General features: G+C 70.7%; 9 protein-coding genes. 7 read left to right on the top strand and 2 right to left on the bottom strand.

What is annotated here, in order from left to right:
* Positions 1-36 precede the first annotated feature (36 nt).
* Complete coding sequence (locus tag M4D53_RS10100; protein WP_259953811.1) at positions 37-1,062, top strand: LacI family DNA-binding transcriptional regulator; 1,026 nt, start codon at positions 37-39, stop codon at positions 1,060-1,062.
* 78 nt (positions 1,063-1,140) lie between these two features.
* On the opposite strand, the gene M4D53_RS10095 is transcribed toward M4D53_RS10100, so the two are convergent.
* Positions 1,141-2,445, bottom strand: coding sequence for a glycoside hydrolase 5 family protein (locus tag M4D53_RS10095; RefSeq protein ID WP_259953810.1), 1,305 nt, complete (start codon positions 2,443-2,445; stop codon positions 1,141-1,143).
* A gap of 178 nt (positions 2,446-2,623) precedes the next feature.
* Between M4D53_RS10095 and M4D53_RS10090 the strand changes: the two genes are divergently transcribed.
* Genes M4D53_RS10090 through M4D53_RS10075 form a run of 4 tightly spaced genes read left to right on the top strand, consistent with a single transcriptional unit; the run spans position 2,624 to position 8,980 of the window.
* Complete coding sequence (locus M4D53_RS10090) at positions 2,624-3,925, top strand: ABC transporter substrate-binding protein (RefSeq protein ID WP_187662624.1); 1,302 nt, start codon at positions 2,624-2,626, stop codon at positions 3,923-3,925.
* Between the two features lie 41 nt (positions 3,926-3,966).
* The gene (locus M4D53_RS10085) at positions 3,967-4,854 is read left to right on the top strand and encodes a carbohydrate ABC transporter permease (protein WP_060922295.1); all 888 of its coding nucleotides are present in this window, start codon (positions 3,967-3,969) and stop codon (positions 4,852-4,854) included.
* Positions 4,851-5,783, top strand: coding sequence for a carbohydrate ABC transporter permease (locus M4D53_RS10080; RefSeq protein ID WP_259953807.1), 933 nt, complete (start codon positions 4,851-4,853; stop codon positions 5,781-5,783). Before M4D53_RS10085 ends, M4D53_RS10080 begins: the two co-directional genes overlap by 4 nt.
* Positions 5,780-8,980 (top strand): GH92 family glycosyl hydrolase, encoded by a 3,201-nt coding sequence (locus M4D53_RS10075; RefSeq protein WP_259953806.1) that lies wholly within the window; start codon positions 5,780-5,782, stop codon positions 8,978-8,980. Before M4D53_RS10080 ends, M4D53_RS10075 begins: the two co-directional genes overlap by 4 nt.
* 1 nt (position 8,981) lies before the next feature.
* On the opposite strand, the gene M4D53_RS10070 is transcribed toward M4D53_RS10075, so the two are convergent.
* Entirely contained in the window at positions 8,982-9,860 is an 879-nt protein-coding gene (locus M4D53_RS10070) for an endo-beta-N-acetylglucosaminidase H (RefSeq protein ID WP_259953805.1), read from the bottom strand.
* A 190-nt stretch (positions 9,861-10,050) separates the two neighbouring features.
* Here M4D53_RS10070 and M4D53_RS10065 point away from each other — a divergent pair, with 190 nt between their 5' ends.
* Both M4D53_RS10065 and M4D53_RS10060 read left to right on the top strand, forming a co-directional pair.
* Entirely contained in the window at positions 10,051-11,913 is a 1,863-nt protein-coding gene (locus M4D53_RS10065) for a heavy metal translocating P-type ATPase (protein WP_259953804.1), read from the top strand.
* A 115-nt stretch (positions 11,914-12,028) separates the two neighbouring features.
* Positions 12,029-12,307 carry a hypothetical protein gene (locus M4D53_RS10060; protein WP_060922290.1) on the top strand — a complete coding sequence of 93 codons (279 nt, stop codon included), beginning with the start codon at positions 12,029-12,031 and terminating at the stop codon, positions 12,305-12,307.
* Positions 12,308-12,311: the final 4 nt, after the last annotated feature.

The raw sequence follows: 12,311 nt of genomic DNA, 5'->3' as shown, positions 1-12,311 counted from the left end.
TACGAGAGGCTAAACCGATCAAGTAGGGTGATGCCTATGACCCCGGGGAAACGCGTGACGATCGCGGACATCGCGCGCATGGCCGGTGTCTCCCCCGGCGCCGTCTCGTTCGCCCTCAACGGTCGTCCCGGTGTGAGCGAGGAGACGCGGCAGCGCATCCTCTCCATCATCGAAGAGCACCACTGGCAGCCGAGCTCCGCTGCCCGCGCCCTCGTCGGCGCCCGGGCCAACGCGGTCGGGTTCGCCCTCGCCCGCCCGGCACGCTCCCTCGGCTCCGAGGCCTTCTTCACCGACCTCATCGCCGGCATCGAGTCCCGGCTCTCCGAGAGCAAGGTCGGGCTGCAGCTCCGCCTCGTCGCCGACATCGACGAGGAGATGGAGGTGCATCGGCAGTGGCGGTCGTCGAATCAGGTCGACGGCATCATCCTCATCGACCCGCGCGACGACGACCCCCGCGGCGAGCGCATCATGGCCCTGGACGCCCGCGCCGTGATGATCGGCTCGAAGCCGTCCCCGGACGGCGCGGTGCCCAGCGTCTGGATCGGCGACGACGCCGTCGCGGAGACGCTCTTCTCCTACCTCGCCGCCCTCGGCCACACCCGTATCGCCTACGTCGCGGGCCCGGCGGAGCTGGAGCACACCCGTCTGCGCGCCGAGGTGCTGGAGCGGATGGCGGCGGACGGCGTCTCCGGCGAGGTCATCACGACCGACTTCTCCCCCGCCCGCGCCTCCGCGGTCACCCGCGCGCAGCTCTCCGGCCGGCAGCGCCCGACCGCGATCGTCTACGACAACGATGTGATGGCCGTCGCCGGCCTCCGGGTGGCGCAGGAGATGGGCCGGGCGGTTCCGCGCGACGTCTCACTCGCGTCGTTCGACGACTCCGTCATCGCGGGCCTCATCAACCCGTCGATCACCGCCATGACCCGCGACACGTTCGAGCTCGGCGAGCAGGCGGCCACGCTCCTGCTGCAGCAGATCGAGGCCGGCACCACGCTGCCGAGCGTCCAGGGCCCGACCCCCGTGCTCACCGCCCGCGAGAGCACCGCGCCACCGCCCCGCTGAGACCCCGCCTCCCCGCCCCCACCCCGGGCTATCGCCGCGCGCACCCCGGGGTCTCGACGACAACCCGGGGTCTCGGCGTCAGACGACGGTGTTGACGGAGGCGTAGCGGGTGACGTCGGACGCGGACGGGGCGGGGTGGATGAGACGGCGGATGCCGCGCGACTCCAGCGCCGCGGGGTCCTGCGCGGTGCGGGAGGTCACCAGGGCGGGGTCTTCGCCCGCGGCGCAGGCGTCGACCCAGGCCTGGAAGACCGCACCGCCGGGGCTCAGGGCCGCCCGGCTCACCGGCACCTCCTGCTCGTCGACGTCCACCACGATCGCCGTCGGGCGGGCCGGAGCCGCGGTGCGGGTGCGCAGCTCGGGGATGAGCTCCGCGAACCGGCGGCCGAGGGGCTTCGCCGCGCCCTCCTGATCGATGAGCCCCAGGGAGTACTCGAGCTCCGGGAAGTCGGCGAGCTCCCGACTCACGTCGTGCGAGCACCACCACGTCACGCCCCAGAGGTTCTCGGTGCGGAGGGCCGAACGCACGGTGGCCTCGAGGAAGCCGGGCATCTCGCTCTCGTCGAGGCAGTTCGAGGGGGCGCCGACCTCCTGTAGCCAGATCGGACGGGCGGGATCGGTCGCGAACGCGCGGGAGAGCTCGATGAGGTACTCCGCGTGGCGGTCGGCGGCGATCGAGCGACCTCCGTAGCGCTGCGCCGTGCCGTTGAAGATCCAGGAGTGGACCGTCGTCATCGCGCCGAGGCGGGAGGCATGCGCCGGCGTGAACCCGTGGTCGTCCATGTACCAGACCGCGTCGTACTCGCTGTGCACGTGCGGCAGCCCCGGGGCGCCCCGTTCCGCCGCGGCGAGCAGCGCCTCGATCCAGCCGCCCGCCTCGTCGGTCGTGACCGGCCACGGCGAGGGGTGGGTGTGCGCGGAGAACTGATTCGTCTCGTTGCCGAGCGTGAGCCCGAGGAAGTTCGGGGCGTCCCGCAGGGCACCGGCGAGCCGCTCCACGAGCTGCACCTGACCGTCGAGGGCCGTCGGATCGGTGAACATGTTCCGGTCGTGCCAGGTGTACAGCCACGAAGGGACGAAGTCGAAGCTCGACAGGTGCCCCTGGATGACGTCGACGCTCACGTCCATCCCGAACTCGGCGGCGATGTCGACCATGGTGCGCACGTCGTCGATCGCCTTCGAGCGGATGAGGGTGCGGTTGGGCTGCAGGACGGTCCAGAGCGGGAACACCCGCACATGGTCGAGGCCGAGCGCGGCGAGGGCCGCGAAGTCGCGACGCACGTCGTCCGGCGTGAAGTCGAGCCAGGAGTGCATCCAGTCCTTCGACGGCGTGTAGTTCGCCCCGAAACGGAGAGGAGCGTCGAGAGCGCCGCGCTGCGTCATGTGTGCACCTTTCGGACCGTGCCCTCCCACGAGGACATGTCGCACCACTATAACGCTTGAGCAACAGCGTCGATAGCGCCCACCTTGACACCGACCGGATCCGATGGTTTCATCTGCTAAAGCGCTGTAGTCCCTTCGTCGGACCACGCCGAATCGCCCGCCTCGAGGAAGAAGCACGATGAAAGTTCCCGCACGCATTGTCGCTCTGGCAACCTTCACGATCGGCGCCCTGGCGCTCGTGAGCTGCACCGGAGGCGGTGCCGCCTCGGACGGCGCCGGCCCCATCGACACCTCCGGCGAGCTCAGCGGAACCATCCAGTTCCAGACCTGGTCGCTGAAGAACGAGAAGTTCACTCCCTACTTCGAGGACCTCATCGCGGCCTTCGAGGAGGAGCATCCGGACGTGACCGTGGAGTGGCTCGACCAGCCCGGCGACGGCTACCAGGAGAAGATCCTGAGCCAGGCGAACGCCGACACCCTCCCCGACGTGCTGAACCTGCCGCCGGACATCGCCTACCCGCTCGTCGCCGCCGGGAAGCTCGTCGACCTGGACACCGCGGATCCCGACCTGAAGTCGACGTACAACGCCGGCGCCTGGGACGCCTACAGCCAGTACCCCGGCGTCGAGGGCACGTACGGCCTTCCCTGGTACCTCTCCAGCGACGCGTCCTGGTGGAACCTCGCCCAGCTCGCCCCGTACGGCGTCACCGAGGAGAACCTGCCGACGACGGTCGACGAGCTGCTCACGCTCGCGAAGGACGTCGCCACGGAGTCCGGCGGCAAGGTCCAGCTCCTCTCCTCGATCCCGGCGCTGGACACGTTCACCGCCGCCGGCATGGAGGTCATCAACGACGAGGGCGAGTTCGACTTCAACACCGACGAGGCGGCCGCGATCATCGAGCAGTACGCGGACGCCTACGCCGCGGGCGCGATGCCCGCCGAAGCACTCACCGGCGACTACGGCGGGAACGCGGAGGCCTACATCCAGGAGAAGGTCGCCTTCACGACCGGCGGCACCGGCTTCACGACCGATCTGCAGAAGGACGCCCCGGCACTGCTGGAGAACACCGTCGCCACCCCGCGCCTCGGTGTCGCGCCGCTCTACGTGCAGGGCCTCAACGTCTCCGCCGACTCCGACAACAAGGAAGCGGCTCTTGCGTTCGCCGAGTTCGCCACGAACGAGGAGAACCAGGTCGCGTTCTCCTCCCTCGCGGTCGGCACCGCCCCCGGCACGGCCGACGGCGGCGACCAGGTCGTCGAGAACATCGCCTCCTCGGTCACCGACGAGAAGCAGCTCGCGGCGATCGACACCGTATTCGGCGCGATGAAGGACGCGAAGGCCCTGCCGTTCCAGTGGACCTCGGACATGGCCACCTACATGACCCAGCAGATCGCCCTGGCCGTGAACGGCGAGGCCGACGCCAAGACGCAGCTCGACAAGATCGTCGAGTACGCCAACGCGAACCGCGTGGACCAGTGACCATGCGCGCGGACACCGGCACCCGGCAGCGGAGGTCGACGATGAGATCCCACAAGTGGTTCACCCCGTGGCTGCTCCTCGCCCCCGCCGTGATCTGGGTGCTGGTGTTCGCGCTCTGGCCGTTCCTCAACACCGTCGTCCTCAGCTTCACGGATGCTCGCCCCCTGCGGACCCCGGAGTTCGTCGGCGGCGCCAACTACGAGCGCATGTTCGGCGACGAGATGTTCTGGAACGCGCTCACCACCTGCCTCATCTATGTGGTCGTGTGCGTGCCGCTGCTCACGGTCCTCCCGCTGCTCCTCGCCCTCCTCGTGCAGAAGAAGCTCCCCGGCATCTCGTTCTTCCGCACCACGTTCTACTTCCCCGTGATCGCGTCGGTCGTCGTGGTCGCGCTCATCTGGACCTGGCTGTTCGACAGCCGGGGCATCATCAACCAGACCCTGGAGTTCCTCGGCCTCATCGACCAGCCGATGGCCTTCCTCGTCGACCGCTGGCTGCTGCTCGGCTGCGCGATCCTGCTGACCGTGTGGAAGGGCCTGGGCTACTACATGGTGGTGTACCTCGCCGCCCTGGGGAACGTGGGCAAGGAGCTGCACGAGGCCGCGATGCTCGACGGTGCGAGCTCGTTCCGCCGCTTCCTCTCCGTCACGATCCCGTCGGTGCGCGGGGCGATGCTCCTCATCGCCGTGCTCATCGCGGTGTCCGCCATGCGGGTGTTCGCCGAGCTCGACGTGCTCTCCAAGAGCACGGGCGGCCCCGGCGGCTACGACATGTCGCTCGTGATGCTCATCCGCCAGGTGGGGTCGGGCCTGAACGGCAACATCGGCTACGCGTCCGCGATCAGCGTGGCGCTGTTCCTCCTCACGCTCGTGCCGCTCGCGGCGATCGCGTTCATGAACCGCGAGAAGAAGGCGAAGGTCTCCGCATGACGACTCTGACGACGCCCCCGGTGGAGAGCACCCCGCCTGGGGAGGAGGCTCCGCGGCCCGGTCGCGAGCGCATCTTCCGCCGCCGCGGCTCCGGCGACTTCAGCAAGCCCACGCTCGGCGGACTCATCGGACGGTACGCGCTGCTGCTGTTCGTCCTCTTCCTCGTGATCGGCCCCTTCGTCTGGCAGCTCTCCACGTCGTTCAAGGGCCCGCAGGAGAACATCTACTCGTTCCCGCCCGAGCTCATCCCCCGCGAGCCGACGTTGCAGAACTACACGAGGGTCGCCGACATCGTCCCCGTCTACCTCTACGCCTGGCACTCGCTGCTCGTCTCGCTCGGCACCGTGCTCAGCAACGTGATCCTGGCCACGTTCGCCGGCTACTCCCTGGGCTGCATGCGCTTCCGCGGCAAGTGGGTCGTCATGGGCATCCTGCTGTCCACGCTGCTGTTCCCGGGCGAGGTCACGGTGACGAGCAACTTCCTCACCATCCGCGCTCTCGGGCTCGCCGACACCCTGTGGGGCGTGTTCCTGCCCGGAGCGATCAGCGCCATGAACGTGCTGCTCGTCGCCACCGCGTGCCGGATGATCCCGAAGGACGTGCTCGACGCGGCCACCGTCGACGGTGCGACCACGTGGCAGCGCATCCGGCACATCGTGTGGCCGAACATCCGCGGCATGGTCTCGGTCGTGGCGATCTTCGCCTTCATCGGCGCGTGGGACGACTACCTCTGGCCGCTCATCGTGCTCTCCGACCCGGCCAAGTACACCCTGACCGTCGGCATGGCCTACCTCAACAGCAGCTTCTCGGTCGATCCGCGACTCATCGCCGCCGGCACCATGATCGCGCTCGTGCCGATCGTCATCATGTTCTCGTTCACGCAGCGCTTCTTCTTCAAGGGCGTGCAGGAGGGTGCACTGAAGGGGTGAGCGCGCCGCTGCTCCGCCCGGCCTCCGGTCCCGCGGATCCTCCGTCGTCGCGCCCACACGCCGGGGTGCTCCCCGGCCCCGTCTACGCCTACACGTTCGACCCCTCCCGCGGGGCGCAGCGGATCGACGTCCCCGGCCTCGACGGCATCGCCCTCACCCCGGACACCGTGCTGCACTGGGCGTTCTACGCCGACGGCCCCGCCGCGACCCTCGCCCCCTGGGCCGCGCTCGCGGTCACCGTCGACGTGCGGACCGCCGACGGCAGCCGGCTGAGCGACATCGCCGCCGTCCGCGACCGGTACGACTTCCCGCTCACGGCCGAGGGGCAGTTCGCCGCCCGGTGGAGCATGCCGGAGCAGTGGAACGCCGACAGCGTCGCCCTCGCACCCCTCGGCACCGGGACGGGCACGGTCGAGCTCGTCTTCGGCACGGCCGAGCTGGCGACCACGCCGGATGTGCCCGCGGAGGTCACCGGTTTCGTGCAGGTCCTCGTCGAGGAGCGCCCTGGCCCCGGCGACCTCCCACCCGTCGAGCGGGTCGACACCCGGCGCGGCTCCCATTCCGGCCCCCGCTTCTCCCGCGGGAACACGGTCCCGGCGGTCGCCGCGCCGCACGGGTTCACCTTCGTCACGCCGGCGACCGACGCCGCGGACGCACGCTGGCCCTACCGCCCGTTCGTGCATGACGATCCGCAGGGACGGCGTCTCGAAGCCCTGCAGTTCTCGCACCAGCCCAGCCCGTGGATCGGCGATCGCGCGGTTCTTCAGCTCATGCCGTTCTTCGGCACAGCACGGTCGGCCAGGGAGGATCGACGCCGCTGGATCGTCGAGGGAAGCGAACGCGCCCGCCCGCACGAGTACACCGCCGACCTCGGCGACGGCGTGCATGTCGAGATGACCGCGACCTCGCACACCGCGGCCTTCCGCGTGCGGTGCGACGATCCGCGCGCCGCCGTGGGTTTCGTGATCGATCAGCTCACGAACGAGGGGCTGCTCACCTTCACCGACATCGGCTTCGAGGGGTGGATCCCCGAGGGTCCAGAGGACTGGGGGAACGCGCCACGCTGCTACTTCGCCGGGACCGTGCATAGCGCGTCGAACGCCGCGCACGGCGCCCTCGACGACGACGGGCGTGCCCGGGTCGCGGGCTTCGTCCGCGCCGTGGGCGCCGTCGAGGTGCGGGTCGGGGTCTCGTTCCTCTCCGTCGCGCAGGCCCGGCACAGCCTCGCCCTCGAGGCACCTCCCGCCGTCCCGTTCGACGAGCTCCGCGCCCGCGCGGCCGCCGCGTGGAACCGGCTGCTCGGGCGCGTGACGATCCCCCCGCTCCCCGAGGCCGAGCGCCCGTTCCGCGGCCTGGCCGACGAGGAGCAGCGCGCCCGGATCGCCGCCGCGCTCCACCGTATGCATCTGTATCCGAACACGGCGGCGGAGAACACGGGCACCGCGGAGGCACCGGCGTGGCGTTTCGCCGACGTGTTCGCCCCGCGGACCGCCTTCGGCGAGTCGGCAACGGGGGCGCCGGTCGCGGAAGGCGAGCTCGTCGTCAACAACGGCTATTGGGACACGTACCGCACCGAGTGGCCCGCGCTCGCGCTCCTCGACCCCGCGCTGGCCGGACGCCTGCTGGACGGACAGCTCATGCAGTATCGCCGCGGCGGCTGGATGGCGCGGTGGAGCGCCCCCGGGTATGTGGACAGCATGGTCGGGACCTCCAGCGACCAGATCTTCGCCGACGCCGCGCGATGGGGAGTGCCCTTCGACCGCGAGGCGGCGTTCGAGAGCGGGTGGCGCGACGCGTGCGAGCCGGGCCCGGATCCGCGACGGGGTCGCAAGGGCATCGGCCGCGGTCGCTTCCTCGGCTTCATCCCGTCCGACGTGCCGGAGGGGATGAGCTGGAGCATCGAGAACGCCGTGAGCGATGCCGCCCTCGGCCGGTTCGCCGCCCAGCTCGCGGCGTCGACGGCGGCGGACGGCGCCGCGCGCTACCGGGCCTTTGCGCGGTACTTCGCGAACCGCTCCCGCGCGGCGCGCGCCCTGTTCGATCCTGCCTCCGGATTCTTCCGCGGTCGCACGGCGGACGGGTCCTTCGCACCGGATTTCGATCCTCGCGTCTGGGGCGGCGACAACGTCGAGACGAACGCCTGGGGGATGTCCGTGGGCACGGTGCACGACGGGCGGGGCCTCGCGGCGCTCCACGGCGGCCCTGCGGGACTCGGTCGGCACCTCGACGCCCTCTTCGCCGAGCCCGAGACCGCCGACGAGCGCTTCGGCGGTGCGTACGGCACCGTCATCCACGAGCAGCGCGAAGCCCGCGCCCAGCGGTCGGGCATGTGCGCGCTGTCGAATCAGCCGGCGCACCACCTTCCCTTCATGTACGCCTTCACGGACCGGCCGTGGCACAGCGCGGGCCTCGTGCACGGCCTCGCGCGCCGCCTCTTCGCCGGTGCCCACATCGGCCAGGGGTTCCCCGGCGACGAGGACAACGGAGAGATGAGCGCCTGGTGGCTCTGGGCCGCGCTCGGCCTCTATCCCCTGGAACTCGCCGCGGGGACTCTGCGGATCGGGTCCCCGCTGTCCGACGACATCCGGGTCGCACGCGGAGACGGCACGTCGCTGCGCATCCGCTCGCGACGGAGCTCCCCCGCCGCGCACGTGTTGGAGGACGCCCGGCTGGACGGACGCCCTCTCCCCACCGCCGATCTGCCGATCGACGCGCTTCGGGGGGACGCGGTGCTCGACCTGGTGTTCGGCACGGACCCGGCGCGGGCGCTCGAGAGCGGTGAGGACGCACTCGACGCCGAGCCGTGGCGGTGCGACCTCACCGCCGACGCGGGAGAGATCGTCGCCTCCGCGGATGTCCTCGATGCGCCACGGCTGTTCGACGACGGCGATCCGCAGGGCGACGCGGGCGTCCGGCTGCCGGAAGGCTCGTGGGTGGGCTGGCGATTCCCCTCACCCCGCGGCCTCACCGACATCACCGTCACGAGCCTCGGGCCCACGGCGGCCGATGCGCTGCGCTGGGAGATGGAGGGTGCCGATGGAGCCTGGCATCCCCTCGCCACCAGACACCGCGAAGACCTGGCTCCCGACCGGACGACGCCGTTCACTCTGGAGATGCCGGTCGTGACCCCGGCCATCCGCGTGCGGGCGACGGTCGAGGTCACGCTTCGTCAGGTCGAGCTCTTCGACCTGGGCTGACTCACCGCGACCCTGCGCGGTACAGAGTCGCCTCCCCCTTCAGCGCCTGGGTGATGCCGGAGAGGTACGCCGACTGATCCGTCGCGGTGAGGTTGTACGCGACGTAGACGCCGTACCCGTCCGCCACCGTGCGCTGGGCGAAGTCGGCGGCCGTCGTGGCGCTGGTGTTCGCGAGGTCGATCGCCGCGGCGCCGAGCCGGCCGCGGTCGTCCAGGCCCGGCACGGTGGGAGCGTCGTAGGTCGGGTAGTACGGGTTCCAGGCGTGATCGAGCACGCTGCCGGCGTCGAAGAGGCCGAAGTCCGTGGTCGTGTAGGACGGGCCGATCGCGTACAGCGTGATGAGCTTGTCCGGTCCCAGGCGATCGCGCAGCGCGGAGGCGAGCCAGCCGAAGGACTGCGGGTTCGGCTGCGGCGTGCCGTTCGCCCCGTAGTTGCTCCACTCGTCGTCGAAATCGATGCCGTCCAGGCCGTAGGTGGTGACGGTGTCGGCGAGCTGCGCGGCGAAGGCGTCGGCTTCCGCGTACGAGGTGAAGTTCGCGAAGCCGGCACCCTGGTGGTTTCCGAGCACCGACAGGAGGACCTTGGTGCCCTGGGCCTGCAGCGGGCGGATCTGGTTCTGCGCGTCCTGCAGCGTCTCGGTGACCCGCTCGTTGAGGTGGAGGACCGCCCGCTCCCCGTCGTAGTTGATGTTCGCGGCGAAGATCATGGCCAGATCGACGGCGGGGCGGCCCGACTCGGCGAGCGTGTAGTCCGCGACATTCGCTAAATCGTTCGAGTTGACCTCGACGTAGACGGCGAGCTGCGGGTCGGCGGCATCCGCATCGGCGACGGCCGTCGTCGAGGCGGCGAGGGCGGCGGCTCCGGCGGCAGCGATCGCCACTGCTGCCGCGACACCTCTTCTCAGGCGGGACGATCGTGCGGGTGAGGAACTCATGACGGTGTCTTCTCCTTCGGCGTCGTTGTCGAGAGCGGGCCGCGACGTCGCGACTCGCGGCCGACTATATCGCTTAAGCACAGGTGTCGGAAGGGGGATGCTGGCGGTGCGCACCGATTCCGACGATGCTGGACGCATGCGCGCCCTCCGACTCCTCTGGCGGTACCCCGTCATCACCCTGACGGTCATCGTCTTCGCCGTGGTCGGAGGGCTTCACGCCGCCGGGGAGGAGACCATCGGCCGGTGGGTCGCCACGGTCTTCGTGGCTGCGGTGGTGGTCTGGACCCTCATCGGCATGGTGCGCGACGTGCTCCGCGGCCACGTCGGACTCGACATCCTCGCCGTCGTCGCCATGGTCGCGACGCTCGCGGTGGGCGAATACATCGCGGCGCTCATCATCGTCCTGATGCTCTCCGGCGGTGAGGCGCTGGAGGACTTCGCGGGCCGCCGGGCGAAGCGCGACCTCTCCGCACTGCTGGATCGCTCGCCCCGCAGCGCCCATGTGCTGACGCATCCCGAGGACGCGGACTCGGACGCGGCGAGGGAGGCGCCGGTCGACGATGTGGCCGTGGGCGACGTGCTTCTCGTGCGCCCGGCGGAGATCATCCCCGTGGACGGTGAACTGCTCACGGACAGCGCGTCGTTCGACGAATCGTCGCTCACGGGCGAAAGTCTGCCCGTGACGCGCGGTGCGGGCGACGAGGTGCTGTCGGGCGCGATCAACGGCAGCCGGGCCATCCGCCTCCGCGCCCTCCGCACCGGCGCCGACAGTCAGTATCAGCAGATCGTCGCCCTGGTCGCCGAGGCCGAGTCCTCCCACGCTCCCATCGTGCGTCTCGCCGACCGGTTCGCGATTCCGTTCACCGCCGTCGCGCTCGTGCTCGCGGGGACGGCGTGGGCACTCTCCGGCGACGCGACCCGGTTCGCCGAGGTGCTCGTGCTGGCGACGCCCTGCCCGCTGCTGATCGCCGCCCCGGTGGCCTTCCTCGGCGGGCTCTCCCGGGCGGCGAAGTCGGGCGTCATCATGAAGAGCGGCGCGGTCATCGAGCAGATCGCCCGGGTGCGCTCGGCCGCGTTCGACAAGACCGGGACGCTCACCCAGGGGAGGCCGGAGCTGGTCGACGTGCGACCGTCCCGCGGTTTCGATGCGGATGAGATCCTGCGACTCGCCGCCTCCGCCGAGCAGTACTCGTCGCACGTGCTCGCCGACGGCATCCGTCGCGCCGCCGCCGCACGGGGCCTGGCCCTGCACGCGGCGACGGAGGCGAGCGAGACCGCGACGAACGGGGTGTCCGCGACGATCGGCGGCCGTTCGGTCGTCGTCGGCAAGCCGGCCTACGTGGCCTCCCTCGCCCCCGACACCGTGCGGGTGGAGCTCGCACCGGGACAGGCCGCCGCGTACGTCGCCGTGGACGGTCGGTTCGCAGGGGCCCTCGTGCTCGCCGACGCCGCCCGCCCGGAGGCGCCCGCCGTGGTCTCCTGGATGCGGACGCACGAGGTCGACAGGCTCGCGATGTTGACCGGGGATGTGGCCACCACGGCGGAGTCGATCGGACGGCAGGTCGGGATCGACGAGATCCACGCCGAGCTGCTGCCTCCCGAGAAGGTGCGTCTGGCCGCCGAGATGCAGCCACGGCCCGTGCTGATGGTCGGCGACGGTGTCAACGACGCGCCGGTGCTGGCGGCGGCCGACATCGGCATCGCGATGGGCGCGAAGGGGGCGACGGCCGCCGGGGACGCCGCCGACGTCGTCATCCTCGTGGATTCGCTCGCCAAGGTCGTCGACGCCGTCGCGATCGGACGGCACACCCTCCGCGTGGCCCTCACCGCGATCTGGATCGGGATCGGTCTGAGCGTGGGACTGATGGTCGTGGCAATGACCGGCGTCATCCCCGCGGTCGTCGGCGCACTGGTGCAGGAGCTCGTCGACCTCGCGACGATCCTCTACGCCCTGCGCGCGCTGAGCGGCCCGCCGAGCGACCTCCGCCCCTCCCCCTGAGGGCTGCTCCTGCACCGACCCCGGTACCGCTTCTCCCGTCCACAGGTCCCGTGTTCGCGGCCCTGCCCCTGCGGAATACCGTGACAGCCTGAGACCCCGGACTCAGACTGGAGGCATGACCGTGGACGACCCGCAGGTATGGACACTGATCGGCGTCTTCGCCGCCGTGATGCTCGGCGGCATGACACTCATGACGTCGCAGCTCAGCCGCGTGATCCGTGCGGAGGTGGACCGCATCGACGGCACGCTCTCCGCACGGATCGATCGCATCGACGGCACCCTCTCCGCACGGATCGACGGCCTCGACGCCCGGCTCGGACGCATCGAGACGAAGGTCGACGATCTCGACAGGGAGCTCACGAACCTCGCGACGCGGTTCTGGCGCTCGCAGTGACGAG

Origin of the sequence: Microbacterium meiriae (assembly GCF_025143875.1) — a bacterium.
In the GTDB taxonomy this organism is placed as follows: Bacteria; Actinomycetota; Actinomycetes; order Actinomycetales; family Microbacteriaceae; genus Microbacterium; species Microbacterium meiriae.
The sequence above is the reverse complement of the archived record's forward strand: the minus strand, read 5'-3'. Positions and strand labels throughout refer to the sequence as shown.